General features: G+C 60.3%; 24 protein-coding genes and 2 pseudogenes. 13 read left to right on the top strand and 13 right to left on the bottom strand.

The annotated features are described in order from the left end of the window. Window positions 1-12: 12 nt before the first annotated feature. From L8U58_RS10200 to L8U58_RS00895, 4 genes and pseudogenes are all read left to right on the top strand, one after another. Window positions 13-697, top strand: a pseudogene (locus L8U58_RS10200) (DUF305 domain-containing protein). A gap of 508 nt (window positions 698-1,205) precedes the next feature. Continuing rightward, complete coding sequence (locus tag L8U58_RS00905; protein ID WP_034973762.1) at window positions 1,206-1,487, top strand: type II toxin-antitoxin system RelE/ParE family toxin; 282 nt, start codon at window positions 1,206-1,208, stop codon at window positions 1,485-1,487. Between the two features lie 34 nt (window positions 1,488-1,521). Further along, window positions 1,522-1,782, top strand: a complete 261-nt coding sequence (locus L8U58_RS00900; protein ID WP_051873987.1) for a HigA family addiction module antitoxin — start codon at window positions 1,522-1,524, stop codon at window positions 1,780-1,782. A gap of 187 nt (window positions 1,783-1,969) precedes the next feature. Next, the gene (locus L8U58_RS00895) at window positions 1,970-2,626 is read left to right on the top strand and encodes a DUF2625 family protein (RefSeq protein WP_141747078.1); all 657 of its coding nucleotides are present in this window, start codon (window positions 1,970-1,972) and stop codon (window positions 2,624-2,626) included. A 69-nt stretch (window positions 2,627-2,695) separates the two neighbouring features. On the opposite strand, the gene L8U58_RS00890 is transcribed toward L8U58_RS00895, so the two are convergent. From L8U58_RS00890 to L8U58_RS00875, 4 genes and pseudogenes are all read right to left on the bottom strand, one after another. Further along, the gene (locus L8U58_RS00890; protein ID WP_034979313.1) at window positions 2,696-3,517 is read right to left on the bottom strand and encodes a hypothetical protein; all 822 of its coding nucleotides are present in this window, start codon (window positions 3,515-3,517) and stop codon (window positions 2,696-2,698) included. Between the two features lie 98 nt (window positions 3,518-3,615). After that, window positions 3,616-4,242: a hypothetical protein gene (locus tag L8U58_RS00885; protein WP_034979311.1), complete on the bottom strand. Its 627-nt coding sequence runs from the start codon at window positions 4,240-4,242 to the stop codon at window positions 3,616-3,618. A gap of 71 nt (window positions 4,243-4,313) precedes the next feature. Further along, a complete protein-coding gene (locus tag L8U58_RS00880; RefSeq protein WP_034979309.1) occupies window positions 4,314-4,880 on the bottom strand; it encodes a TetR/AcrR family transcriptional regulator in 567 nt (188 codons plus the stop codon). Between the two features lie 81 nt (window positions 4,881-4,961). Then, window positions 4,962-5,329: pseudogene (locus tag L8U58_RS00875) on the bottom strand (ATP-binding cassette domain-containing protein); the annotation flags it as partial. Between the two features lie 304 nt (window positions 5,330-5,633). Between L8U58_RS00875 and L8U58_RS00865 the strand changes: the two are divergent. Then, a complete protein-coding gene (locus L8U58_RS00865; protein ID WP_034994200.1) occupies window positions 5,634-5,873 on the top strand; it encodes a type II toxin-antitoxin system Phd/YefM family antitoxin in 240 nt (79 codons plus the stop codon). Between the two features lie 27 nt (window positions 5,874-5,900). On the opposite strand, the gene L8U58_RS00860 is transcribed toward L8U58_RS00865, so the two are convergent. Together L8U58_RS00860 and L8U58_RS00855 are read right to left on the bottom strand one after the other, a co-directional pair. Further along, the gene (locus L8U58_RS00860) at window positions 5,901-6,578 is read right to left on the bottom strand and encodes a YoaK family protein (RefSeq protein WP_034994197.1); all 678 of its coding nucleotides are present in this window, start codon (window positions 6,576-6,578) and stop codon (window positions 5,901-5,903) included. 61 nt (window positions 6,579-6,639) lie between these two features. Beyond that, on the bottom strand, window positions 6,640-7,416 hold the full coding sequence (locus L8U58_RS00855) for a MerR family transcriptional regulator (RefSeq protein WP_034970919.1): 777 nt from the start codon (window positions 7,414-7,416) through the stop codon (window positions 6,640-6,642). A 166-nt stretch (window positions 7,417-7,582) separates the two neighbouring features. Here L8U58_RS00855 and L8U58_RS00850 point away from each other — a divergent pair, with 166 nt between their 5' ends. The 4 genes from L8U58_RS00850 (at window position 7,583) to L8U58_RS00835 (ending at window position 11,547) form a co-directional block, all read left to right on the top strand. Further along, window positions 7,583-8,893, top strand: a complete 1,311-nt coding sequence (locus L8U58_RS00850) for a metallophosphoesterase family protein (protein ID WP_202805483.1) — start codon at window positions 7,583-7,585, stop codon at window positions 8,891-8,893. Between the two features lie 91 nt (window positions 8,894-8,984). Further along, the gene (locus L8U58_RS00845; protein ID WP_034970918.1) at window positions 8,985-9,488 is read left to right on the top strand and encodes a 2'-5' RNA ligase family protein; all 504 of its coding nucleotides are present in this window, start codon (window positions 8,985-8,987) and stop codon (window positions 9,486-9,488) included. Between the two features lie 127 nt (window positions 9,489-9,615). Beyond that, a complete protein-coding gene (locus L8U58_RS00840) occupies window positions 9,616-10,815 on the top strand; it encodes an MFS transporter (RefSeq protein WP_269954488.1) in 1,200 nt (399 codons plus the stop codon). A 75-nt stretch (window positions 10,816-10,890) separates the two neighbouring features. Beyond that, a complete protein-coding gene (locus tag L8U58_RS00835) occupies window positions 10,891-11,547 on the top strand; it encodes a hypothetical protein (RefSeq protein WP_034970916.1) in 657 nt (218 codons plus the stop codon). Window positions 11,548-11,581: 34 nt separating this feature from the next. Here the strand turns inward: L8U58_RS00835 and L8U58_RS00830 are convergent, their stop codons facing one another. The 5 genes from L8U58_RS00830 to L8U58_RS00810 all read right to left on the bottom strand — a co-directional run bounded on the left by L8U58_RS00830 (window position 11,582) and on the right by L8U58_RS00810 (window position 16,908). Then, window positions 11,582-12,457 (bottom strand): patatin-like phospholipase family protein, encoded by an 876-nt coding sequence (locus L8U58_RS00830; RefSeq protein WP_269954487.1) that lies wholly within the window; start codon window positions 12,455-12,457, stop codon window positions 11,582-11,584. 99 nt (window positions 12,458-12,556) lie between these two features. Continuing rightward, window positions 12,557-13,486: a DUF808 domain-containing protein gene (locus L8U58_RS00825; RefSeq protein ID WP_269954486.1), complete on the bottom strand. Its 930-nt coding sequence runs from the start codon at window positions 13,484-13,486 to the stop codon at window positions 12,557-12,559. A 34-nt stretch (window positions 13,487-13,520) separates the two neighbouring features. Continuing rightward, window positions 13,521-14,219 carry an NAD(P)H-binding protein gene (locus tag L8U58_RS00820; protein ID WP_043012692.1) on the bottom strand — a complete coding sequence of 233 codons (699 nt, stop codon included), beginning with the start codon at window positions 14,217-14,219 and terminating at the stop codon, window positions 13,521-13,523. Between the two features lie 79 nt (window positions 14,220-14,298). Beyond that, window positions 14,299-16,164, bottom strand: coding sequence for a hypothetical protein (locus L8U58_RS00815; protein WP_230580354.1), 1,866 nt, complete (start codon window positions 16,162-16,164; stop codon window positions 14,299-14,301). A gap of 21 nt (window positions 16,165-16,185) precedes the next feature. Further along, complete coding sequence (locus tag L8U58_RS00810) at window positions 16,186-16,908, bottom strand: DUF4232 domain-containing protein (RefSeq protein WP_269954485.1); 723 nt, start codon at window positions 16,906-16,908, stop codon at window positions 16,186-16,188. A 232-nt stretch (window positions 16,909-17,140) separates the two neighbouring features. On the opposite strand from L8U58_RS00810, the gene L8U58_RS00805 reads away from it, so the two are divergent. Together L8U58_RS00805 and L8U58_RS00800 are read left to right on the top strand one after the other, a co-directional pair. After that, window positions 17,141-18,310 carry an acyl-CoA dehydrogenase family protein gene (locus L8U58_RS00805; RefSeq protein ID WP_269954484.1) on the top strand — a complete coding sequence of 390 codons (1,170 nt, stop codon included), beginning with the start codon at window positions 17,141-17,143 and terminating at the stop codon, window positions 18,308-18,310. A gap of 203 nt (window positions 18,311-18,513) precedes the next feature. Next, window positions 18,514-19,212: an excalibur calcium-binding domain-containing protein gene (locus L8U58_RS00800; protein ID WP_269954483.1), complete on the top strand. Its 699-nt coding sequence runs from the start codon at window positions 18,514-18,516 to the stop codon at window positions 19,210-19,212. A gap of 78 nt (window positions 19,213-19,290) precedes the next feature. Here L8U58_RS00800 and L8U58_RS00795 read toward each other — a convergent pair whose 3' ends face one another. Both L8U58_RS00795 and L8U58_RS00790 read right to left on the bottom strand, forming a co-directional pair. Beyond that, on the bottom strand, window positions 19,291-19,935 hold the full coding sequence (locus L8U58_RS00795) for a DUF402 domain-containing protein (protein ID WP_269954482.1): 645 nt from the start codon (window positions 19,933-19,935) through the stop codon (window positions 19,291-19,293). Window positions 19,936-20,070: 135 nt separating this feature from the next. Next, window positions 20,071-20,757, bottom strand: a complete 687-nt coding sequence (locus tag L8U58_RS00790) for an Rv1157c family protein (RefSeq protein WP_034978331.1) — start codon at window positions 20,755-20,757, stop codon at window positions 20,071-20,073. Window positions 20,758-21,055: 298 nt separating this feature from the next. Between L8U58_RS00790 and typA the strand changes: the two genes are divergently transcribed. Then, a complete protein-coding gene (gene typA / locus L8U58_RS00785; RefSeq protein WP_034970910.1) occupies window positions 21,056-22,972 on the top strand; it encodes a translational GTPase TypA in 1,917 nt (638 codons plus the stop codon). Between the two features lie 8 nt (window positions 22,973-22,980). Continuing rightward, on the top strand, window positions 22,981-24,876 hold the full coding sequence (locus L8U58_RS00780) for an ABC transporter family substrate-binding protein (protein ID WP_269954481.1): 1,896 nt from the start codon (window positions 22,981-22,983) through the stop codon (window positions 24,874-24,876). The last annotated feature ends 3 nt before the right edge of the window (window positions 24,877-24,879 follow it).

Below are 24,879 nucleotides of genomic sequence, written 5' to 3'. Positions count from 1 at the left end.
AAGGGCTCCACCATAAAGCGCACCCTTGTTCTTTCCGCTCTCGCCGTAGCCTCCATCCTGGCGCTGGCCGCCTGCGGTGAGGCCACCGACTCAGGCAACACCGACGCCACCACCTCGGCACCAGCACTGTGACGACTACCGCTGAGACGACCGAGACCACCAGGGCGGCGACTGAGGAGGACGGGGAGATCTCCGCCGATCACAACGACGCGGACATCATGTTTGCCCAGATGATGATCCCCCATCACAAGCAGGCCGTGGAAATGAGTGAGATGCTCCTGGCCAAGGAGGGCATCCCCGCCCAGGTCGTGGAGTTTGCCCAGGGGGTTATTGACGCCCAGGGACCGGAGATTGACCGGATGAACGCCATGCTCGAGGCCTGGGGCCAGCAGCCGGTCACCGACTCTGGGGCATGGGGACCATGGATGAGATAGGTGGAATGGATCACGGCGAGATGGGTGGCATGAGCGGGATGATGAGCCAGGAGGACATGACAGCCCTTGAGGAAGCCCAGGGCACCGGCGCCGCCCGCCTTTACCTGGAGCGGATGACCGCCCACCACGAAGGTGCGGTCGACATGGACCGTGACGAGGTGGCTGACGGCCAGAATCCCCATGCAACCACCCTGGCCGAACAAATTATCAACGACCAGGAGGCCGAGATCGCCCAGATGCAGCAAATGCTCACTGACCTATGACAGGTCCCCGTCTTTTTCTGATCCCGAGGACAGGAATCTGAAAAAGAGGGATAACCGTGACGATTGCCACCTGCTGCGGGCGATGGGTCGTTGTCACCGCAGCGGGTGCACCGGGGTGGATGCTTCTACTCCCTCTGGTCGCACCACTGAGGAAAGGGGAAAGCCCCTGTGTCCAGACCCTTGGAGGACTACGCATTATTGTCCGATACTCACACGGCCGCCCTGGTCTGCCGGCAGGGCAGCATTAATGTTGGGGGTGTCCTCCGAGTAGTGGACACGGCGTTGGTGTCAGTTAGGCAACGAGGCCTACGGTAGCAGCCGTCGTCGCGGTCTCGAAGGTTGTACTGCGATCCTAGCTATCGCTTTTTACTTCTTGTATCTACTCAATCTCTAGCAGCTTCTACTGTATGTCCATAGGGTAAAGTGTATCTAGCAACGACACGTCGTGGAGTTCAAGTTTAACGTGTAGCGTTATTGACGCTTCGCGTTATGGGGGATAGGGTGAAGCATGATCCAGTCGTTCGCCAACAAGGACACTGAGCGTTTGTGGAATCGAGAGCGTGTGCCCTCGATTGATCCCCGCATTCACTCAGTGGCGCTGCGTAAACTGCGCCAGCTTGGCTATGCACAGAGCCTTCAAGAGTTGCGGATTCCTCCGGGAAACCGTCTCGAGGCATTGAAAGACGATCGTCAGGGTCAGCACAGTATTCGAATCAACAACCAGTGGCGGATCTGTTTTCGGTGGTCCGCCGCAGGGCCAGAGGAGGTTGAGATCGTTGACTACCACTGACAAGCTCCCTCCGGTTCACCCCGGCGAGATCCTCATGGAGGATTTTCTCAAGGAGATGGGGATTACGCAGCACAAGCTTGCTGTTTCTATCGGCGTTCCCCCTCGTCGGATCAATGAGATCGTTCATGGAAAGCGCGCTGTTACCGCGGACACGGCCCTTCGTTTGGCGAAGTTTTTCGGGATGAGCCCCCAGTTCTGGCTCGGGTTACAGACCCAGTACGACTTGGATGTGGCCGAGGATAAAATCCTCACCGAGATTGAGCAGATTCAGCCGGTCCAAGCTGCCTCGGCATAGAACTGCGATCGCCACGGACAAGGTCGATCCGCCCAGGCGCGACTGCGCTGAGCTTAGGAGAACTCTGTTCTAGAATTCCGTTGCAATACCTGTCAGAAGCTATTCACTGGGAGATGGGCATGCTCGGAATGGTCGACTACCTGACGGGCATCGTCGACGACGAACAGGCCGCCCTCCAATTGGATATGTGACTACCACAAGCGAAGGAGCCCTAATGCGCGACACCGAAAGCCTCATCGCCGTCGACGATCCGGCCTGGCCCCACCTTCAGAAGGCGTTAGCTGAATCTGAGGCTATCGCGCTGTCCGTCGCCTCAGAGCAAGGGCAGCGTTCGCTGTGGGAGTTGCAGGTCACTGCCGCGTCGATGATGGGAGCCGTCGCGCTGCACACCGGCGGTATCGTCGCGGAGCACGGCTGGGTTCGTCTGTACGGCGGCGGTAGTGAGAGCCTGCCTAGCATCGCTGAAACAAACGGGCTGGGAGGCTCCGTTTCGGCACCGCCTGGTGCGCTCATCGTCGGACATGACGTCCTCGGTGGCCTATTCGCCATTGACGGCGGCGCGCTGGGTGTCTCGCCCGGCGAAGTCTGCTACTTCGGGCCGGACACCCTCACATGGGACGGGCTCGGTGGAGGCTACTCGGCGTTCCTTATGGCTGCGCTGGGCGGCGGACTGGGGGTGGTTTTCGAGGGGCTGCGCTGGCCTGGCTGGCAAGACGAGGTGGCGCCGTTGGCGCTGTCACAGGGCATTTCCCTCTATCCTCCGCCGTCTACCGTCGAGGGCAGAGACGTGAGCAAGGTGTCGAGGTCGGTTGTCAGCATCCGGGAGTTGCTGGGCACTAAGTGACGCGAGGGTGGTGAAGGATATGGGGCCAACTCCCTTGGTCAGGGTGAAGGGAAACTTAAAACTAGCCTGTTACCAATGAGCGAGTGTGATGTTGTAGCCCACTCGCCCATCTCCAGCAGTTCGCCGTTCAGCAAGAATCAGGAATTCTGCGCTGGATTCAATGGCTGAGGCTACATCCTTGTAGACCGAGTTACGTGCAGTTAGACGGAATACCTTTCGCCCCTCCGCTGAGGAAGCAAGAATGTGGGGCTTCGCGGATGATCCCTTGGGGACAGGGAGAAACTCCAATCTTGCATTTTCGAAGACCCAACTACTTCTTCCAGTGAGCTGTTCGAAGTCCTGCTCGTCCCATTCGTTAAATTGAATCCTTTGTGCACTCTTGGGAACTTTGCTGTTTACCTCATAGTTCTCAATTAATTGTCTAGTAGTGCTTCGGCTGGTTGGAAGGTGAAGAGTTAGAGCGCGGATATTGCCATAATCAGGTAATTGGCGGCCGACCGTTGCGGTAGCCAAAAGCCGGATTCCTTTGTCGTAAGCGAGCCGAACGTCGTTCCGATAGTCGAAAACCACGCCGACTGGCCGGCCCTTGTGGAGCAGGCAAACCGCCGCGTCTTTATGGGTATCCACCGCCGACCCTGACTTTTTACTCAACAGAGTTGCTTCGCCAGGGAAGAATTCAACCTGAATAGTGTCGCCGCGTTTGGCGGTGGAGAAAGGTGAGTCATCGTAAACATAGAGCGTGCGGTCGAACCCGCCGGGTAACTCCAGAATCTTAGTTTGTGGTTTGGCGGGCCATGGTTTCAGGAAGTTACCATTTTTGCGTGCAGGTTCGCGTTTCTGCGGCTTCGGCTTGGCTTGTTGCAGGCCGAGCAATTTAGATAGGAATCCCATTTTTCACCTCGGAGTAACCAGCAGCTTTCCAGGTACATGATCTCATGAACTCTGGATGCATCTGCCGAAAACTTGATGGGAATATAGCGGCATACCCCTTAGTCGAGGATCTCTGGCTTGTAGTCCGAGTTCTCGACCGTCACCGCCGTCGGGGGAGCGGATGGGTCCGTCGCGAAGGTCATGTTATCCCTGTGCGCGATGGCGCGGATCTTACGCCCGACCATAGAGTCCCAGTTCATTTCATTCGGCATACTGCTGCTGCCAACGATGGCCCATTCGGGAGTCTGGGTGCCAATGCCCGCCCCCAACTTCGCCGTCACGGGCTTCTTCGGGTCGAGCTTGATCGCGTAGTAGACCACGCTATCGTCCACGATGTCCGCCACACGTGCGAAGTCCTCCGGTGGGGTCATGTCGCTGAAACGCACCTTCATCAGCTCGCCCTCCAGGGCTGCTTCATTCGGAGCGAGCTCGACCTTATCGGGCTTCGGAGTGCTTGGTGCCGTGGGATTGGGGCGCTTTTTGGCCTTGTTATCTGTGTTATCTGCGGCCTCATCATCTTGCCCTTCTTCCGAAGTGTCTCCTTGTCCTTCGGCGGCGGAAGTTTCGCCAGACTCCTTCGAAGACTGAGCCGCGCTCTGCTCAGGTGGATTCTCATCATCCGAACAGGCTGCAAGCGAGAGGGCCGTCAATGCGGCAACGGAGAGTGCAACAAGGCGATTTCGCATGAGGTTAAGCGTACAACGTCGCCGGGGATTGTCCCCGCCGAACTAAGGAATTGGGGGCTCGTTGCGACGGTCTATCCCGACACGATCGCGCGCGCCATGCGGTGCAGTGTTGCCGTCGCCTGTTCTAGGTCTTCGGGGGTTTTTGCCATTTCTGACGCCCTCACCACCGCCGCATTCAGCAATCCAATATCGATGGAGGAAACGCCGGGGCAGAAGCTATCCACGATCTCCTTAAAACCAGCGTGTGATTTCTGCACCTTTTCCTCGGCGAACGCTTCCGGGAAGTGCTGGGCGGCGGCCATTAGGGGGCCGTGGGAGCCGTGAACGAAGAGATCGAGCATCGCGTCCACATAGGCGCAGATGCGCTCTTCGTGCTCTGGCGGAGCGGCCTTGACCTTGTCTTCCAGCTGGTCATGCCAGGTTTCGCTGTTAAGTACCAGCAGTTGAACCATCAGATCATGTTGGGAGGAGACGTAGCGGTAGACGCTGGGGCGGGCTAGGCCAACCTCGGCTGCCACCTCTGCCAGTGAGGGAACCTTGCCGCCGCCAGCAACGATCAGCCGCTCGGCGGCCTCCAGCACCGCGCGGTGCTGAACCGCGCGGTGCTCCGCTACTGTCGTCTCCGTGATCTTCGGCATGGTTCCCTAGTTTACTACCCGCTTTTCGGCCTGCGTACAGGCCTATTTGGGTGCCTAGATGGAGGAAGCGCTCAGGCGTCCGTCGACCAGCAACACCTGTGGGTCGCCGACGAGAGCTCGGGCGATGCCCACCCGCTGACGTTCGCCACCCGACAGACTTCCTGGGCGGTGCTTAGCTCGGGGCGTCATACCAACCTTCTCCAACAGCTCCGCACCAGAGTAACGACCGTGCCTACCCATAACGCGCGCGGCGAGCTCCAGTTGTTCCTCGGCGGTGAGGGCGCCCGGCAGGCTGTCGGAGGCCGGGTTGGTTAGCGCTCCAGCAACGGCCAGCAGTGTGGACTTACCGGAACCGGAGGGGCCGACGAGGGCGACGAACTCTCCGGGCTCGACGGTCAGGTTCACCTTGTCCACGCGGTGATCTGGGAATCACCATCGGTGTAGGTCACCGTAACGTTTTTAAGTCCAGTCTGTGAGGCCGGAGATGATGACGACCAGCAAGGACATGAGTGCCAACACGACGCTCATGAGAAGGAAACGGGTGCGCGCAAAAAGCATTTCGCACAAGGCTAAAAACATGATGAAAATTCCTGGGGTTGGGGTTGGGGAGGTGAGCGGTTGATCAGTCGCTACGCAGACTTGAGCAACAATGTGTTGCCACGATGAAAACAGAGTGTTTCTAACGTTCTATTGAAGGCACCCAGACATCTTTGCGCTATTTTGTGGTTACGTTGGTGAGTAAGGAGGCCTGCTATGGCGAGCTTGAGTGCCCACGAGTTCAACCAGGATGTGAGTTACGCGAAAAGGAAGGCCAGTGAGGGGCCCGTTGTGATTACAGATCGAGGTGAGCCAGCCTTCGTATTGCTATCCATTGATGACTACCGGAAGATCTCTGGCTCGAATGAAGGCTGGGCTTCGCGGTTGCAAATGGAAGAGGACATTGACCTCGAGGACGAAAGGATGGACTTCGAACCGCGAGGGTGCAATATTTGAACCCCTGGGAGCTCTAGTCCACTAGCGCTAAACCGCCAGCCCACGGTTGCGCCGCCATTGGCGGTACGCCAGCGCCGTTGCCGTTCCCGCGTACAGCATGCCCGTCACCACCAGCACCGCGTGCAGACCCACCTGGACATACATCCAACCGCCTAGCAGTGCCCCGCAGGCAAGTGACATCCACAGCGCGAAATAGCGCAGCCAATCCATGTGCGGGCCGCCGAAGAGCGCGGCCACGAATCGCTGAGACATTTTCACCAGCGTGCCGGTCATGTACGTCAGGGAAATACTCACTTCGCCGTCGCGCTCGAAAGTGGAATTCATAGCGCCCACGGTGAACGACAGGCTGTACACCGCCCACTGCTCGTGCCCGGTCAGTACCATTACTGAGGCAATTGTCGAGGTGGCGCAGATGAACAGCAGAATCGCCTCGCGCGTTCGCGTCCGTGGCAAGTACCGCTGCCCCAGCTGACTGATCAGCGCCCCAATCCCCACGCCGACGAGGAATAGCACCATCACTCCGCCCGCAGTGGCTGCGACCTCCCATTTCCCAGCATTCACTGCCGCTGTCAGGCGCGTGGTGTTACCCGACATAAAAGATAGGAAGTACCCGCCCAGATACAAAAAGCCCAGCGTATCTACGAACCCTGCAATGGAGGATAAGTAGATAGCCAGTGCGTGTTCTCCGGTGCGGTAGCCTTTCATGGCGCAATCGTAGCAACCATGGTGCAGTCCGGCGCCTCGTCGTCCCGGTTAGCTGCGTCAGCTAGTCATCCCAACTGGGGTCTGTGATTCCCTCCTGCTGCGCCCGGTACTCCACCAGCGAAAGCAGGTAGTCCTGTGCGCCCTGGTACGCCTCGGCAAAACGCTCGTCGTCTACGTACATCCGCGCCAGTATCAACTGCCGCGAGGTCGTAACCTCGTACCACTGGTTGATCGTGGCACGGTGCCGCTCCACGAGTTCTTGTGCTTCCTCGCTATTGGGTGTGACGCCACCGTCTCGGGCGGCTACCAAATCCGCCACGAAGCGGTCGTGGTTGGCCTTAACCTCCTGGAAGTCGCCGTCACTCATAGAGGCCAGCTTTTCCTGAGACTGCTGGTATTCAGGGGTGTCGCCCCAACGTTCGCGAGCTTCCTCCTGGTAGGCAGGCATTTTCTCGCCGAAGTACTGCTTGATCTTGTCCATCTGTTCCATGGTGTATCCCTCCACTCGGGTTGTTGTTATCAAATCCTCGACCGCACGCAATTGGCTCTCCACCTCTTCGCGCTTGCGCGCCAAGGCTTCCCGGTGGGCGCGGAGGGCGCGGTCGAGGGCTGCATCGGAAGGCGCCTCGATGAGGGCGGGGATCTCCGCCAGCTTGAAGCCCATGTTCCGGTACAGCACAATGGCCGCGCCGATGCGCAGATCATCCTCGGTATAGAGGCGGTAGTCGCCCAATGTGCGCCACTGTGGGCTGAGCAGCCCAATGGAATCCCAATGGCGCAACGCTTTGGGCGTCACTCCCAAAAAATCTGCAGCATCACCAATCGTGTATTCGGTCATGGGCTACATCCTTTCGGTTGCCGCAACGGCAAGGTCAAGCGAAGTGGTCAAGTGGCAAGGCCAAGCGGTGAGGTTGTTATGAATTCATCTTTAGGCAACCTCGCGCTTACCTGCGGCCGATAGCTTGTGGAAGTTCAATTCTCGCAGGAAAAGGAACTCAATTACCTTGTCTAGTAATTCATCTAAAAAATCGCAGCAGCTGGAAGGCCAGAATGCGTCCAAGCAGTTCAATGTGAATCGCCGTAACTTCTTGGCAGGAACGGGGGCGCTGGGCGTCACCGCTGCACTTGCCCCGGCTGCGCAGGCACAGGGGTGGAACTCGTCGGCAGGCTCGCTGGCAGGATCCAGTTTCGGCCCGGGGCGCGGAAACGGCGGTAACGGCGGCGACAACAACGGCGGCAACGGCGCAGACATGCCGCTGAAGTTCAACGGCGACGGCAAGTTCAAGATCGTCCAGTTCAACGACACTCAAGACGATCACCTCACTGATCGTCGCACCATCGAGTTCATGGGCAAGGTGTTGGATCAGGAAAAGCCGGACTTTGCGCTGATCAACGGCGACGTGATCTCCTCTGGGCCCAAGACCACCGAGCAGGCATTCCAGGCGGTAAACAACGTGGTGCTGCCGATGGAATCCCGCAAGATCCCGTGGGCCATCACCTTCGGTAACCACGACGAAGACTCGATGGAAGACGGCACCCAAGCCAACGAGGTCGCGCTGCTGAATTTCGTGCGCAAGTACAAGTACAACCTCAACGTCGCTGACGATCCGATTCACGGCGAATCCAACGTATCGCTGCTGGTTCAGGGCAACGCAAACTCGAACCCGGCATTCGCCATCTGGCTGCTGGATTCTGGCAACTATATCGGCGAGGAACTGGCGGGGCAGGAGACGAAGGAGATCCCCGGCTACGACTACATCCACAGCGACCAGATCCAGTGGTACCGCGATACTTCCCGGAGCTATGAGGAGCGCTACGGAAAGAAGATCCCGGGCCTGATGTACTTCCACATCCCGACCTACGAGCACCGCGATATGTGGTTCGGTGGGCCGTACCACAACGGTCCCATCAAGCATGGCGAGGCGAAGAAGCGCCACAGCATCGAAGGCGTGAAGAACGAGGACGTCTATGTCGGTGCCTTCAACCCCGGCATCTACACTGCTGTCCGCGAGCGCGGCGATGTGCTGGGCATCTACTGCGGCCACGACCACATCAACTCGTTTAACGGCAACTACTTCGGCGTAGAGCTGGGCTACTGCCCGGGCACCGGCTTCGGCCCCTATGGGTTGAAAGACGGCACCTGGTCCATGCACACCCTGCGTGGCGCCCGAGTGTTCGAGCTGGACGAGGCCGACGAGCGCGTCTACAAGTCCACCCGCCTTGTCTTCGCCAAGGAGCTGGGGCTGGATATGAACCCGAAGAAGCAGCCGCTGGACAAGCCGGCCGACCTGCCGGAGTACGTGTCCTTCAAGTAGCGCACCGCCGAGTTGCGCACCGCCGAGTTGTGCACCGCCGGGCAACGCGACGCACCGGTGGTCTCGGTGCAGCCAGTTAGGATGGGGGACAATGTCCGTCAATTCCCCTGAGAACATCCTGCTGAACCTGCCCGCTGAGCAGTGCGCCACCATCCGCGGGATCTTCGACGAGCTAGCAGCCCGCGGATTCCCGCCGCAGCGGCAGACCCCGCACATCACGGTCACGTTCTCCCCGAACATGGCCCCGCACGTCGTGGAGCGTGCCCGCGAGATCCTGCCTTCCGCCGTCCCCTCGGAGCTCAGTCGCCGGGGCGTGGTCGTCTTTGGCACAGGCAAGAAGCAGACCGTGGCGTGGCTGCTCGAAGCCACGGACGAGCTGGAAAACGTCGCCCGCGAACTCAGCGCGCTGAATCCCGATGGTCGCGGTCCGCGCTGGGTGCCGCACCTCACGGTCGGCTTAAGGCTGCCGCGGGATATTGTTCCTTCTTATATTGACGCCCTGTCTCAGATCACACCGCGCGAGCTCAAGTCCATCACCGCAGCTGAGGCGGCGTATTGGAGGCCCAGTGTGGGGGAGCGCGTGGTGCTTTCCTGATGCCTGATTGCGGGCTGGATGCGTAGGGGCGTCACGAAGAAAGAACACAGAAAAAGTGACCCCTGCCTCACCGGGGCTGCAGATGTTTGGTAACGTGCTCCGCGGCATTAAATATAGAAACAATTAAATGAAGAAGGTGTCCCTAACGTCCGCACCAACGAAAGAGCCGGTTGTAACACCGGCTTTCGTCTTTGCATGGTTAGTCAACTTCGCCCAGTTCATGATCTTCTACGTCCTCGTGACGACCATGGCGGGCTACGCAGTCAAGGAATTCGCAGCCAATAACGCGAGCGCAGGTCTGGCCTCCAGCGCCTTCGTTATCGGCGCAACAGGGGCGCGTGTGTTCTCGGGCTTCCTAGTCGATGCGGTGGGGCGGCGGCGAGTGCTTTTCACAGCGCTGGTGCTGATCATCGTGACCTGTGCTTTTTACATTCCCGCACATTCGCTGGGGCTATTGATTACCGTGCGCATCATCCACGGCATTGGGTACGCCTTCGCTAGCACCGCAGTGATGGCCGTCGCGCAGTCCGTGATTCCCAGCTCACGGCGCGCGGAAGGAACCGGCTACTTTGCGCTGGGTACCACCCTGGCCACCGCGATTGGGCCAGCACTGGGCCTGTGGCTGGTCGGTTCCGTCGGTTACACCACTATGTTCCAGGTCGTCATCGGAATGTCCATCGTGGCATTCCTGCTTTCCTTGCTGGTGCGTTCCCCAGAGGCTCATGGGCACAGTGAACATGCGCACCCGCACCGCCCGACCTTCAACCTTTCCGCCATCGTCCATCCGAAGGTCGCACCCATCGGCTTCTTTATGCTGCTGGTCGGTATCTGCTACGCAGGCGTGATCACCTACTTAAACGGCTATTCCGAGGACAACAACCTGGTCACCGGCGCGAAGTACTTCTTCTTGGCTTATGCGTTGGTCACGCTCGTGATGCGTTTCGTGCTGGGAAAAATCCAGGATCAGAAGGGCGACAACATCGTTATCTACCTGGGGCTGGTCACTTTCGCTATCGCGCTGGTTGTCCTCGCATTCTCTACCCAGGACTGGATGGTGATTCTGGCAGGTGCGCTAACCGGCTTGGGCTACGGTTCACTTATGCCGGCGGCGCAGGCGATCTCCGTCAAGGCTGTTGAGCCACATCAGATGGGTGCAGGGATCTCCACGCTCTTTTTGCTGCTGGACGTCGGCGTGGGCTTCGGTCCGATCCTGCTGGGCATGATCGTTTCGGCCACTAGCTACCAGGTGATGTACACGATGTTGGCCGGGCTGGTTGTCATCAGTGCTGCCGTGTACTTCCTTGTTCACGGCCGGAAGGTTAGCTAGAGTTCGCAGGAGTTCAAACCTTCCCCTTTGCAACGGTCTTTACGCGAAGGGGATCTGCCGAAAGGACCCCACCGCATGCTGCACGCCGTGAGTTTCGCGTTGGCCGATTCTGTCAACGTTCTACTCATCGGAGTGCTTTTCGCTATCGCGGTGATGCATCCTAAGCCACGGCGCTACGCGACTATCGCCGCGGTGTTGGTGGCGGGGGACTGGTGCGGAGTGTTCTTGCTCTCGCTGGTCACATTGCTGCTTTTCAACGGCATTGAGGATGCGGTGCAGGCGGCCTTGGCCTCGCCGATCTTCGGCCTGGTGCTGATTGCTATTGGCCTTCTTAGTATCTTTTTGACGCTACGAGGCGGCGACCCTGCTCCGATGATCAATCGCCTGGCCCGCCCCCTTCGCAGAGCGTCGTTGGGCACCTTTCTTTCCGGCATGGTTCTAGGGCTGGTGCAGTCCGCGACATCGGCGCCCTTCTTCGCTGGCTTGGCTTATCTGAGCACCGTGGAGATCAGCGCGGCGGGAAAGTACTTGACCGTGTTTCTATATGCCAGCCTCGCGCTGAGCTTGCCGGCGTTGTCTGCGCTGGCGTTAGGAATAGTGCTGCGCAAGCCCGAAAGCGGGCTGGCGGTATTCATTGACGGGTTGCGCCACCGCAAGGAACAGATGGTGGCACTGGCGGGCTATGTAGTGGCGGCGATGCTGATCGTCCTGGGACTGCTGAGCATCTTCTAGCAGGGGCTAGGCCTCGCTATTTAGGCCTCGTCATTTAGGCTTCGCCCAGGAATTCCATCCACGTATCCCACTCGCGCTTGGTCTGCGCCAATCCGTCGTTCCAGGATTGCTCCAGCCGATCCATTCGTCGCTCTGTGTTGCTCACCTGCATTTTCTCCGGATAGAACACTAGCGCCTGGCCCTTGGATTCCAGTTCCGTAATCTTGTCGGAGGCCAGATTGTACTTCGGCGGGCGGTCGATCATCGCCTGGGCGACGGCGGGGCGCTTGCGTAGCAGGGCGCGTACCAGGTGTGGGCTGCGCAGAGCCGGGCGGACGTAGCCCTTTGGCTTGGTACGCAGTACCAGGAACTTCTCAAAGCCATCCTCGATAGCTGCGTCGATCAGCAGGCCACCGGAAGAACCCAGCGCACCGTCGACATAGTCCACCCCGTCGATGGTGGGGACGGGCATGAGACCCGGCAGAGTCGAGCTGGCGCGCACTTTACGCATGAGATCCGGAAGATCCTTGATGTCCTCGCGGCGCCAGTAGACCGTCTCGCCGTTATCCGCGCGGGTCGCGCCGATGCACACCTGGGACGTGGAGCGCTGGAAGGTTTCCCAGTCGAAGGGCAGATCGTTGCCGGGGGCGCCCGCAGTCTCGTAGATGTACTCCGCGTTGAAGTAGCCAGTGCCGCGCACCAATGACTTCATTCCGCCGGTCTTAGGATGGCCACCAAATTCCACGAAGGATTCGCGGGCGCGCTTCCTGTCCCCGGAGAGGAAGTTCACGGTGTGTGAGGCTCCTGCACTGATGCCGCCGACCCAGCCGAAGTGGATGTTGTGTTCCAGAAGCTGGTCGATGCAGGCGGCGGTGTAACTATTGCGCATTCCACCACCCTCGAGAATGAGGGCGACTTCTTGGGCAGACACGGCGGTGGAGCCTCCTTTTGTTGATCGGGTGCTTGCGTGCGTTAGTGGTGCTTGTGCGGATACGTGGTGGTTACGGACGGAGGTTTAGCGGACGGAGGTCTAGCGAGCGCGGAGCTTTTTGATGCCCGCGATCACAGCCACGATGATCGCACCGATGAGCAGGCCGCAGACCAGGCTAAAGCCGGTTTCCACAAGCCAGGTCACCGCCCCGCCAAGGTGCTCAACGAGTTCCACCACGTGGTGGACCGTGTGATACGGCCAGTGTAGCCCTAGCTCGTCCAAGCCGACCAGCAGAATATGCCCGCCGACCCACAGCATGGCAAGGGTGCCGATGATTCCAATAACGGTGAGGAGCTTCGGCATTCCCTTGACCAGGAACAGGCCGAACTTCTTTGTGCCCTCGCTAGCGCCCTGCTTGTCTGCCAGTGCCAGGCCGATGTCGTCGATCTTGATCAGTACGCCCACCAGGCCGTACACGGCGAAAGTGATCAAGAGCCCCACCACGATCAGCACCAGGGCGCGGGTCAGTAGCGGTTCGTGAGCCACCTCGTTGAGGGAGATCACCATGATTTCCGCAGACAGGATGAGGTCCGTGAACACTGCGCCGCGAACCATTGCGTCCTCGGACTGGCCTGCTGCCTCGTCCTTGCCTTCGGCCTCCTCGTTCTCAACGAGGCCGACCTTCTGCAGGACCTTCTCTGCGCCCTCGAAAGAAAGATAGAAACCACCGAGCATCAACAGGGGAGTCAGCGCTCCTGGCAGCAGCCAACTGAGCAGCAAGATGATCGGCAGGATAATGACCAACTTGTTGACTAGGCTGCCCTTGGTGATCCTCCAAATGATCGGCAGCTCGCGCGCCGGGCTTACCCCAGCGACGAACTTCGGTGTGACGGCGGCGTCATCAATAACAACCCCAGCCGCCTTCGTCGAGGTACGACCGGCCATGGCAGCGACATCATCAGTGGTGGCCGCAGCCTTCTTGGCGATAAGTGCAATGTCGTCCAACAGTGCTGCAAGGCCAGCTGCCATGGGGATTTTCTCTTTTCTGTGCGGTGGGGTTTGTTTAGCTTTCGGCGTGTGCGTCGAGAGCCTCGGCAATGGGGGTATCGCCGTTATTGAATTCAATGAAGTGGCCGACCAGGTTCGGGCGATCCACTACCTCGGCGATCACGGTGGCGACGTCTGCGCGGGAGACCTGACTGGACGGCAGCTCATCGTCTCCATTGGCGGTGCCGTCGGTCTTCGGCGCGCGAGTTTCAATCTTAGCGGTCGGTTCGTCCAAGGTCAGCGCAGACGGCCCAACAATGGTCCACTGCGTTGCCGAGGCACGCAGGTGGTCATCCGCCGCGGCCTTGGACTCGCAGTAGGTGAACATGGAGTGATCCTCCGGTACACCGTGGTCAGCACGCGAGTTGAAGTAGCTGACCATGATGTAGCGCTTGCTACCCGCCGCATCGATCGAGCGGATCGCCGCATCGCGATCCACGCGGTAGGTGCGCGCATCATCGCCACCGCCCACGCCTGCGGACCAGATAATTACGTCCTGATCAGCGAATAGCTCTTCGAAACCTGCGACATCCAGCTGCTCGATGTCCTGCACTACAGCCTTGGCTCCGGTGGCCTCCACATCCGCCACCTGGTCGGGGTTACGCACCACGGACGTTAGTGTGTGGCCGGCCTCTACGATCTTTGGGGACGCCTTCAGCGCCACCTTGCCGTGGCCTCCGAGGATCATGACGTTCCGTGCGTTCTGGGTCGACATAGCTTCAATGCCTCCTTGAGGTGGGTTTGGTTCTTTCCTAGCCACCCTCAACGGTACGGAAAGGCGCACTATTCCAGCTTTAGCCTGCCTTCGCCACAAGCGGGCCGATGCCACCCGCCCCGATGCACACGTATTCATCAGATGTACCGGAATCCGCCTCCGCCCGCACCAGGAGGATCCCCCCGCCCCCGGAGACCCGCACCCAACGCGGCTTCAACTCCGAATCGACCTGCACCTTCGTGGCGCGGCTTTTAGTCTCCTTGGCGTCCTCCAGACCATTGGGGGTGGTGATGGTCAGCGTCATGTCCGTGCTTGCCGTCGCGTTGAGCTGCCATGTCCAATCCCCAAAAGGCAGCGGTTTATCCAGCAGGATTGGTTGGGACTCTCCCGCGGTGATGCGCACGCCGCACTCTGGTTCTTTTCCTTGCTGTGTTGTTGCGGACGCCACCACCTCCGCATCCACAATCTGGCCCGATTCGTCGATGATCCGGGGCTCGTGGTCTAGCTGCGTGACAGGCGGCTGGCCAGTGAGCGTAGAGACTTGGTCGTGCGGGTGCACCACTGGAGTGAGGATATCCAGCGGTACCGGCTGCCCCAGGAGGGGCGGGGGAGGCCCAGAGCCGTCCAGTTTGGTGGATGCACGCAGGTTAGCCAGGTAATCGGCTGTCCTATCGTCGCGCCAGGCTCCCACCCAGGTGAACGTCGAGATCAGACTGATTGCCACTGCGCACACGACTGTGCAGACTCCTAGCCACTGGGCTCCGCGAGCGTGCGCGGAGCTGACATCGGGGCGGGCGGGGGCGTGGGGGCGTCCTAAAGAAAACAGGCAACAACCTACGACCAGCACGGCGAAGCTAAACCAGTCGGCGAAGTAGTGCATCGAGCGCAGCAACAAGTCGGAGGTGCCGGTGGTGCTTCGCGCACGGCTGAGCAGCAGGTAGATGATGGCGAGGTAACCCACGATCACCAGCAGCCCCAGGGCGCGGCGGCGGGTATCGCGGCGCAACCAGATAGAGGCGGCGATGAGGAGCAGCGCGGCGCTGGTGATGCTCCACCAGGTGGGGGCGGTGGCGAAGGCGCTTGACGGTGACCAGCGATCCCAGGACAGTGGACCGCCGAGCGCGCCGGGAAGAACTGTGGAGAAAAGGCTGGTGGGAATGCCAGACCATAGGGACTCGCGCGCGGGCTCTTCTGCGGGGAGCGGGCAGAGCGTGAGGTATAGCACGCACCATAATAGGAAAAGCGCGCCGGGAGCAGCGAAGAAGCGTGTAATGGTGCTGCGGGAAGAATCGTGGGCCCCTTCAACAGACCAGTCGACGAGAAACGCGAGGGCTACGGCAGCCGGGACGATGGTGAGGGACTTCTCGGTGAAGCACAGCGCCAGCAGCAGGATGGCTGTGGCGATGAGGGAGTGGCGCCAGGGATTGGGGGAACTTCGGGCGGAAAGGAAGCAGAGCGTGAAGCCTGCCATTCCGACCTGCCAAGCCAGAGCGTTGAGGCCTGCGGACCACCAACCGGCGGCGTCCATAAGGAAGGGGCTGAACAGTAGAGCGGTGTAGAGCCCCAAGGTGGTGAGGGAACGGCCGGTCAAGCGCACACAGACCCGCGCCCATAACGCAGCCGCGACAGCACTGAGCACAAGCAACAGGGTTGCCGGGAGTGCCCAGTTCAGCGGCGCGATCCGATGCGCCACAACCTGTACCAGCGCGGAGGCGGGCATCAGGTGGCCGTCGTAACTGGTGAAGTAATCGCCGATGGAACCGCCACGGAAGGTCGCGGGGATGATGAAGTCATCCCAATAGAACGTGCGCTGGCTCAGCTGCCAACCGCGCACGCCGAGCGCCACGATGGCCACCAGTGTGAGTAGGGCGGTGAAGCGGGCGCGCTTGACAGTGCTTGTGCTGGCGCGCGTGACAGTGAGGTGAGTGGGAATAGAGAGTCGCACTAGTGAGTAGCGTTCGACGGTTTAGCTTTTCGGCCCAACGGGTTGCACGGACAGGAACTCGACGTCGCCGCTGCAGCCTTCCAGACCCTTCATCGGCACGTATGCGGCCTTGGTCTGCTCTGGTGGGTAGACGCGCAGGCCGTCGGCTTGCTGCGGCTTGCACTGCTCGGGATCCATAACACCCGGGTTGGAGATCTTTAGCCCAGCAACGGCGGACGCGCCCGGAGCGAGCTTCACCGTTTCGTCCGGAGCGCCGGTTTCGCGCTTGGCGGGCTTACCCAGCTGGGTGCCGTTGTTATTCGTGACGAGGGAAACGCCGGGGAAGCCGCGCATGGAGCACGGTTCGTTTGAGGTGTTTTCGAACACGACGTTGATCAAGGTGGAGCCAGCAGCGCCTTGCTGGTCGGCGGTTGTGATCTTGAGACTGTTGGTGGCGCACATGCCGTTTTTGCCGACGGAGCCGTCGTCGGCCTTGCTGTTGTTGCCGTTGCCGTTGCCGTTGGCGTTGGCGGCGGGGGCTGTGGGGTTGGCGCTGCCGTCACCGTCGGCAGGGGACTGTCCTGCGTCGCCGTCGGCTTCGGCGCTGCTTGTTGAGGCGGCTTCGGAGGGGGTTGTGTCCTCATCGTCGCAGGCGGCCATTGTGAGGGCGGAGCCTGCCAGTAGGATCGTGGTTGCTCCCGCGAGGAAAGTTGCACGCGGAGAGCGGGAACTGGGGGAATTGCGGCGGGGGCTGAAGCTCTTCATGGTTATTACTGTAAATGTGAAGTGCTGGTGGGGCTAGAGTGATTCACATTTTGTTATCAAAAGGTGAACGGGCAGTGATATGCGCACGGGCAGACCACAGGGAAGGGGGAATGCAACTCGCAAACTTCTTTATGTAAATATGGCCTTTAGGATCACCGACTTGCCGGAGAGCACTACACTCGGTGGGAAAGAACGTTCTGAACTTCATTGCTAGAGAGGCGAAGAGTTAACCATGGGTTTCAACCCCGATTTCGAACCATTCCGTCTGCCTGACGAGTACATCGCTCTGCGCGAGGCCATCCGCGATCTGGCGGAGCAGCAGATCGCTCCATACGCCAAGGACGTTGACGAAAACGAGCGCTTCCCGCAGGAAGCCCTGGACGCTCTGAACGCTGCCGGCTTCAACGCCATTCACGTCCCGGAGGAGTTCGGTGGACAGGGCGGCGATTCCCTCGCTGCCGTCATCGTCATTGAAGAGGTTGCCCGCGTCTGTGGTTCCTCCTCTCTTATCCCGGCTGTGAACAAGCTGGGCACGATGGGCCTGATCCTGCAGGGCTCCGACGAGCTGAAGAAGGAAGTTCTGCCGGATATCGCTAACGGTGCGATGGCCTCTTACGCGCTCACGGAGCGCGAGGCTGGTTCTGACGCCGGCGCGATGAAGACCCGCGCTGTCCGCGACGGTGACGACTGGGTGATTAACGGCTCCAAGTGCTTCATCACCAACGGTGGTAAGTCCACCTGGTACACCGTGATGGCTGTAACTGATCCGGAGGCCGGCGCGCGCGGAATCTCCGCGTTCATGGTGAACAAGGACGACCCGGGCTTCAGTGTTTCCGGTTACGAACACAAGCTGGGCATCAAGGGTTCCCCGACGGCTGAGCTGTTGTTCGAGGACTGCCGCGTTCCGGCTTCCCGCATGATCGGCGAGGAAGGCACCGGCTTCAAGACCGCTCTGCAGACCCTGGATCACACCCGCCCGACCATTGGCGCGCAGGCTCTGGGCATCGCTCAGGGTGCGTTCGACCAGGCCGTTGCGTATGTGAAGGAGCGCAAGCAGTTCGGCAAGGCGATCGCCGACTTCCAGAACACCCAGTTCATGCTGGCGGACATGAAGATGAAGATCGACGCCGCACGCCTGATGATCTACACCGCTGCGTCCAATGCAGAGCGTGGCGTGGCTGAGGATGGTGCCAAGCTGGGCCTCATGGCTGCAGGCTCCAAGGCGTTTGCTTCCGACGTTGCCATGCAGGTCACGGTGGATGCTGTTCAGCTGCTCGGCGGCTACGGCTTCACCCGCGACTTCCCGCTGGAGCGCATGATGCGTGACGCCAAGATCACCCAGATCTACGAGGGCACCAACCAGATCTGCCGCATGGTGATGGGGCGCCAGATCCTGGGCTAGTAGTCCGCACCCTGTTCTCAAGAGGGAGCGACCGACGCTTCCGCAGCCCCCGCACTTAACCGGTGCGCGGGCTCTGTCTTTGGCGTTTTTGGCCGTTGCGGCACCGGGTGTGAGCTCCGGGAGAGCCTATTCGGAGGGGGTAGCGCAAAGCCCCCCTGAGCGTTTGCTTAGAAAAAAGTTAAACAATGGTTTATCTTTACATCATGATGAAAAAAGTGGTGGTGGCCGCACTTTCGGTCAGCCTGGTCATGGGTGGTATCTCCCCAGTAGCAGCGCAAGGTAAGTCTGAAATCTCTGTAGGAAGCTCCTCCCAGGGGGCGACGAACTCCGAACCGGCGAACTCTGACAAGGACTCTGACAAGGATAAGAACAAGGACGAGGGCAAGGAACCTGGTTCCGAAGCTGGTCAGAACCCCTCTGCTGACCCGCAGGGTGGTGTAGACCTTAGCTCCAAGCCAGTCGGCTCGACTGACCTGAAGACGGTTATTGGCGCGATTGTCGGAACCCTCGCGGCGGGCGCCCTCATCGCTGCTGGTTTGAACTGGGCAGTTCAGCTCCGCCTTATCCCCAATCCTCTCCCGGGCCTGATCCCCAATCCGCCTGCGCCTCCCGCTCCGGCAAAGCCTGCTCCCAAGCCCGCTCCGGCAAAGAAGGCGCCGGCAAAGCCTGCTCCGAAGCCTGCTCCGGCGAAGAAGCCTGTTGCGGCGAAGCCTGCACCGGTGAAGCGTCCTGCCCCGGCAAAGCGCCCAGCTCCTGCACGTCCGCAAAGCGCGTACTACGCGAATTGCAAGGACGTTTGGAATCGCTTGGGTCGTCCGATCTACCAGCGGGATGCCGGTTTCTCTAGCCGTTTTGATCGTGACGGCGACGGCGTAGGCTGCGAGAAGCGTCCGAGGTACTAGTCCGCTACAACTCTCATCACCCGTGTCGGGTGGTGGGGGTTTATTTTTTTTGAGCTTGCGGCTGGTCTAGGTGGTGCGTCAAAGACGCACGCCCTGGGTGGCAAGCCATTCGGCCACGCTGCCGTGTTCATGCAGTCCATCTAGTAGGCGCTGGGTAGAGTCCAGAGCACGGCGAGCTTCCTCGTTGGTGATGTAGCCCGCCAGGAGTGCTTCGCCTAACTCGTCCAGGTCCAGCACCTGGACTTTTGCCTTTGAAGATGTGCCCGGGGCGTAGTTAGAACTCGACTGGGATTGTTCCCGGGAGGAAGCCTCTGGGAGGTGCGTCACCACATCCACGTACAGGTCACGGGTACGCCAGGTTGCTGGGGTGGTGGCGTCATCAATATCGATAAAAGCGATGTCGATGTAGAGGTCCTGCATGGGCTCGATGCCCTCGAAGAAGTGGAACTTGTTGAGGCGTATGTCTAGGTGGGGGACTAGCCAGGATTCGAGGTAATGGAAGCGCGGATGGCCGGGGGTGGGGCGGCGCATGTACAGCACTGGCCTTGGGTGCTCTGGGCTGGGATGCTCCGGGCTTGGGTGTACTGGGCAGGGATGCTCCGTGACGGGCAGCGCGGAAAGCAGCTCGTAGGCGTCCACGGCGCGCTCGAATCCCTTGGGGTCGATGTTGATCGCGCGGGCGATGTCGAAGGTCTCTTGCTTTACTTTGTGCAGATCGGCCATGGCTTGTGCGATTGTGGTGAGCAGGATGCGGTGTGCCCAGGGGGAGCGGGGTGCAGGTAGAGGATGAGGATATGAGAAAGGCCGCGCAGGGAAGCGCGGCCGAGGGCGGAAACCCGGGTGTCTAGGCGAAAGCTACTAGACGTGCAGCAGTGCCGCGGTGGGCAGGAAGTTGCAGTTGGAGTTGCCGGATTCCTTCTCGTGGGTGGTCACGCCACCTTCCAGCAGTGCGATGACGGTGCCCTTGCCGGTCTTAGCAACACCGTTGACGGTAGCCGGGCCCTTCGGGTTGATGCCGGTGTAGCCCAGCGGGGTGCGGCCCATCTTGCCGGTGTTGATGTTGATCCAGTGCACGTTCATGGCGGTGTTCTGCTTCTTAGCCACGGTGCCGGTGCCCATGGCGGTGAACACGAAGTTGACCTCGCCAGCGCCGATGCCCGGCAGTGGAAGCTTAGCGGGGCCGGGTACGCCCATGGCGGTGCCGACGGCCTTGTTCTTGCCGCCGATGCACTTGCCGGAAACGGTCGGCCAGCCGAACTGGGTGAAGACTGGGGCGTTCTTCGGGATGTCAACACCTGGCTTGCCATCGCCACGGAAGAAGCCAACCAGCTTCTTCAGGGACGCCTTAACGTTCGGCGGCAGCTGCGGGTTGTTAGCGAAAGCCTCGATCTGGTTCAGGATGTGCGGCGCAGGGCGGCCGAGGTGATCGATGGAACCCTGGACCTGAGCGCCAGCCGTTGCAGGAGCCACCACGGTCGGGACAGCAAGCGCGCAGGCGGTCGTCAGTGCTGCAGCAGCACGGGTCAAGCGTCGGGAGAAAGCCATGGCGTACCTTTCAGGTTTTGTCGCTGTTTCTAAAGTTGCTCGAGCATATACCCAAACCACATTAGTCACATTAGTCACATTATTCACATTTGTCACATTAGTAACGTTCATTAGGAACCTTTTGTAAACAATAACACCGGCTTCAGTGCACGTCTTGCGGTTTTGAGAAAAACTTCTTCATGTCCTATGCGTTATCCTGGTGAACTAAAGGAGTAGGCTGTGAAAGGTTCCCGTAGGCCATGTACTGCCTTACGCTGCACTACTAAAACTGACCCCAATTTAAGGAAAGATCGGATCTGTGTCTTTGACTGAATTCCGTAATGTCGCCATCGTCGCGCACGTCGATCACGGCAAGACCACCCTCGTCGACGCCATGCTGCACCAGTCCGGCGCCTTCTCTTCGCACGGCGAAGTGGAAGAGCGCGTGATGGACTCGGGCGACCTGGAAAAGGAAAAGGGCATCACGATCCTGGCGAAAAACACCGCCATTCACCGCAAGGGTCTGGGCAAGGACGGCAGCGACCTCATCATCAACGTGATCGATACGCCCGGCCACGCTGACTTCGGCGGTGAGGTCGAGCGCGCCCTGTCCATGGTCGACGGTGTGGTTCTTCTTGTTGACGCCTCTGAGGGTCCGCTGCCGCAGACCCGTTTCGTGCTGGGCAAGGCCCTGGCTGCGAAAATGCCGGTGATCATCTGTGTGAACAAGACCGACCGCCCCGATGCCCGCATTGACGAGGTTGTTGAGGAATCACAGGATCTGCTGCTAGAGCTCGCCTCCACCCTGGAGGACGAAGAGGCGGCAGAGGCTGCCGAACAGCTGCTGGATCTGCCGGTTCTGTACACCTCCGGTCGTGAGGGCAAGGCTTCCACCGAGAACCCGGGCAACGGCAACGTCCCGGACTCCGAGGATCTGCAGCCACTGTTCGACGTTCTCTACGACGTTCTGCCGGAGCCTTCCGCAGACGTAGACGGCCCGCTGCAGGCGCACGTCACTAACCTGGACTCATCTTCCTTCCTGGGACGTATCGGCCTGGTGCGTATTCACGCTGGTCGCCTGCGCAAGGGGCAGCAGGTTGCGTGGATCCACTACGACGAAGATGGAAACCAGCACACCAAGACCGCCAAGGTTGCGGAGCTGCTGCGCACCGAAGGTGTGACGCGCGTCCCGGCCGAGGAGATGATCGCTGGCGACATCGCCGCTATCTCCGGCATCGAGGACATCATGATCGGCGACACTCTGGCCGATCCGGAGAACCCGGTCGCTCTGCCGCGCATCACCGTGGATGAGCCCGCGATTTCTATGACCATCGGCGTGAACACTTCTCCGATGGCAGGCCGTGGCGGTGGCGACAAGCTGACTGCCCGTATGGTCAAGGCCCGCCTGGACCAGGAGTTGATCGGTAACGTTTCTCTGCGCGTGTTGCCCACTGAGCGCCCGGATGCCTGGGAAGTTCAGGGCCGTGGCGAGATGGCTCTGTCCGTCCTGGTGGAGACCATGCGTCGTGAAGGATTCGAGCTGACCGTCGGTAAGCCGCAGGTGGTTACCCGCACCATCGACGGTACGGTTCACGAGCCCTACGAAAACCTGATTATCGACGTCCCGGAGGAGCACCTCGGAGCCGTCACTCAGCTGCTGGCCGCCCGCAAGGGGCGCATGGAGTCCATGGACAACACCGGCACCGGCTGGATCCGCATGAAGTTCATTGTTCCGGCCCGTGGCCTGATCGGCTTCCGCACCGTCTTTATGACCGAAACCCGCGGCACCGGCATCGCCAACAGCTACTCCGCTGGCTACGAGCCGTGGGCGGGCGAGATCAAGGGCCGTGCCTCCGGCTCCCTGGTTGCCGACCGCTCTGGCCAGATCACCGCCTACGCGCTGATCCAGCTGGCCGACCGTGGCACCTTCTTCGTCGAGCCGGGTGCAGAGGCCTACGAGGGCATGGTCGTCGGCGCTAACAACCGCGACGAGGACATGGACATCAACATCACCAAGGAAAAGAAGCTGACGAACATGCGTTCGGCTACCGCCGATGCGACGGTGACCTTGGCTAAGGCTCGCACCCTGACCCTGGAAGAGGCTATGGAGTTCTGTGGTTTCGACGAGTGTGTCGAGGTTACCCCGGAGGTCGTCCGTGTGCGTAAGGTGATCCTGAACGCCACCGACCGCGCCCGCGCTCGTTCCCGCGAGAAGCAGCGCAATAACAACTCCTAGAAGCGCTCTTGTACTCTTTCTTCCCACCATCTGATCCTTCGTCGCGCCACCGTTCCGGCTGGGCGCGTCGTCGGCGTTTTTGGGGTTCGACGCCCACCGTTGCGGCCGCGCTGACCTCTGCGGCTCTTGCGCTGACGCTTTCCGCGTGTCAGGCGAACCCCGGGGAGGCTCCGACGGTGGAAGACCCCTCTGCCACCACGCAGTCTCAGCCACCCAAGCCGGTGGATGAGAGCCTGCGGGAGATCACGGTGGGAGTCGATCGCTTCACCAGTAACCTCAATCCGCACCTGGTGGGTAACCGCAACCCGGTGGTCGCGGCGGTAGCGGATCTGACTCTGCCGAGCGTGTACATGCAAGGTATTGAGGGGGAGACCCTCAATAGCGACCTAATCAGTTCGATCGCGCCAAACGATGAGGAGTTTCCGACAGAGGTGACCTACACCCTCAATCCGGAAGCGCAGTGGTCGGACGGCACCCCCATCACGATCTCCGACTTTCAGTACCTGCGCGAGGCGATCCTAAAGGAACCTCTAGCGGAGTCCAAGGGGCTGTACCGGCATGTCACTTCCATCAAACCGGGTGATAAAGAAAAGAGCGTGAAGGTCACTTTCGATCGCCCGCTGGGCGGATGGAAGCGACTGTTTCTGCACCTGCTGCCTAGCCACATTTATCGAGCCGAGGGGCGCACGTTCACCACGATGATGGCCGAAGGCTCAGTCGCCTCGGCGGGACAGTACTCCGTGAAGTCGGTAGACGAAGGCCGAGGGCTGCTGGAACTGCAGCGCAACGACCGCTACTGGGGCAAGAAGGCGGCGAAGACGGACATCATTCGTTTCACCACGGTTCCCAATGAGTCGACGGGCGCGCAGATGATGCGCACCCAGCAGATCCAGATGTACATGACGCACACCTCGGCCACCACCGACCTGGCCATGGAGCAGTTGCCCTATGCCCAGGTGCGAAAAACTACCCGTGAAGTGCAGCTGAACCTGCAGCTGAATCAGGCTAGCCCTCTCTTGCAGAACCGCACGCTGCGGCGCCGGTTGCTGGGTGCGATCGATTCCGAAAAGATCGCCCGGATCGTTTCCGGGGACCCTGATGTCGGCTCCCCGCACTGGAACGTCAAGCCGAAGATGGAAAAGGAAGTACCGGACAATCTGGTGACCGATGACCGACCCGATGGAATTGTCATCGGTGCGGTCAACGACGATCAGCTGGCTGTGGACGCTGCCCGTTCGGTGGTGGATCAGCTATTGCAGGCCGGTATTCCCGCAGTGGTGCGCACCGGGGAAGCCTCAGACATTCTGGGTACGTCGGTGCAACAGGGCACCGTCGACGGCGTGATCACTTGGCAGCGCAGCCCGCAGCTTATCGCGGATTATGTGCAGCAATACGGCTGCACGAACAGCTCGCAGACTGCGGACGCGCGCACGTCGAATAACAACTCCGGCTCCGAAACTCAGGGCAGGGAAGGCAAACGCTCAGGCAAGAACGCTGGCGAGGGGTCAAGCACGAGTGCCAACGAAGGTGCCGACGGGAGCGCCGATGAGAAGTCCGGCGCGGAAGCGCGCCTGGATAACACGCCAAGCGGCGGCAACCTCAGCGGAACGTGCGACCAAGAACTGGAACAGCGCCTCACCAAGCTCCGTGAAGGCGAGACTAAACTGGATGATGAACGTTCTCAGGTGGACGATCGCATCGCGGAACTGTCGACGGTCCTACCGATCCTGTCGGATCGTTTCACCGTGGTGGCGTCGAATAGGCTCAGCGGGCCGACCCAGAAGCTGGAGGACTGGCCGTTGGACGACAGTAGTTCGTTGCTGATCTCCGCGCCTTTGTGGACTCTGATGCCGATGGAGGAGCTGGATCGCAGCGCCGCCGATAACGCCCGCAAGGAGGACTAAACC

Origin of the sequence: Corynebacterium macclintockiae (assembly GCF_027570165.1) — a bacterium.
GTDB classification, from domain to species: Bacteria; Actinomycetota; Actinomycetes; order Mycobacteriales; family Mycobacteriaceae; genus Corynebacterium; species Corynebacterium macclintockiae.
The sequence above is the reverse complement of the archived record's forward strand: the minus strand, read 5'-3'. Positions and strand labels throughout refer to the sequence as shown.

Bases quoted from the DNA above. Each gene is read 5' to 3' on its own strand.
- L8U58_RS00905 (WP_034973762.1), top strand. From the start codon at position 1,206: ATGATCCAGTCGTTCGCCAACAAGGACACTGAGCGTTTGTGGAATCGA.
- L8U58_RS00900 (WP_051873987.1), top strand. From the start codon at position 1,522: ATGGAGGATTTTCTCAAGGAGATGGGGATTACGCAGCACAAGCTTGCT.
- L8U58_RS00890 (WP_034979313.1), bottom strand. From the start codon at position 3,517: ATGGGATTCCTATCTAAATTGCTCGGCCTGCAACAAGCCAAGCCGAAG.
- L8U58_RS00885 (WP_034979311.1), bottom strand. From the start codon at position 4,242: ATGCGAAATCGCCTTGTTGCACTCTCCGTTGCCGCATTGACGGCCCTC.
- L8U58_RS00880 (WP_034979309.1), bottom strand. From the start codon at position 4,880: ATGCCGAAGATCACGGAGACGACAGTAGCGGAGCACCGCGCGGTTCAG.
- L8U58_RS00865 (WP_034994200.1), top strand. From the start codon at position 5,634: ATGGCGAGCTTGAGTGCCCACGAGTTCAACCAGGATGTGAGTTACGCG.
- L8U58_RS00860 (WP_034994197.1), bottom strand. From the start codon at position 6,578: ATGAAAGGCTACCGCACCGGAGAACACGCACTGGCTATCTACTTATCC.
- L8U58_RS00855 (WP_034970919.1), bottom strand. From the start codon at position 7,416: ATGACCGAATACACGATTGGTGATGCTGCAGATTTTTTGGGAGTGACG.
- L8U58_RS00845 (WP_034970918.1), top strand. From the start codon at position 8,985: ATGTCCGTCAATTCCCCTGAGAACATCCTGCTGAACCTGCCCGCTGAG.
- L8U58_RS00840 (WP_269954488.1), top strand. From the start codon at position 9,616: ATGAAGAAGGTGTCCCTAACGTCCGCACCAACGAAAGAGCCGGTTGTA.
- L8U58_RS00835 (WP_034970916.1), top strand. From the start codon at position 10,891: ATGCTGCACGCCGTGAGTTTCGCGTTGGCCGATTCTGTCAACGTTCTA.
- L8U58_RS00825 (WP_269954486.1), bottom strand. From the start codon at position 13,486: ATGGCAGCTGGCCTTGCAGCACTGTTGGACGACATTGCACTTATCGCC.
- L8U58_RS00820 (WP_043012692.1), bottom strand. From the start codon at position 14,219: ATGTCGACCCAGAACGCACGGAACGTCATGATCCTCGGAGGCCACGGC.
- L8U58_RS00810 (WP_269954485.1), bottom strand. From the start codon at position 16,908: ATGAAGAGCTTCAGCCCCCGCCGCAATTCCCCCAGTTCCCGCTCTCCG.
- L8U58_RS00805 (WP_269954484.1), top strand. From the start codon at position 17,141: ATGGGTTTCAACCCCGATTTCGAACCATTCCGTCTGCCTGACGAGTAC.
- L8U58_RS00800 (WP_269954483.1), top strand. From the start codon at position 18,514: ATGATGAAAAAAGTGGTGGTGGCCGCACTTTCGGTCAGCCTGGTCATG.
- L8U58_RS00795 (WP_269954482.1), bottom strand. From the start codon at position 19,935: ATGGCCGATCTGCACAAAGTAAAGCAAGAGACCTTCGACATCGCCCGC.
- L8U58_RS00790 (WP_034978331.1), bottom strand. From the start codon at position 20,757: ATGGCTTTCTCCCGACGCTTGACCCGTGCTGCTGCAGCACTGACGACC.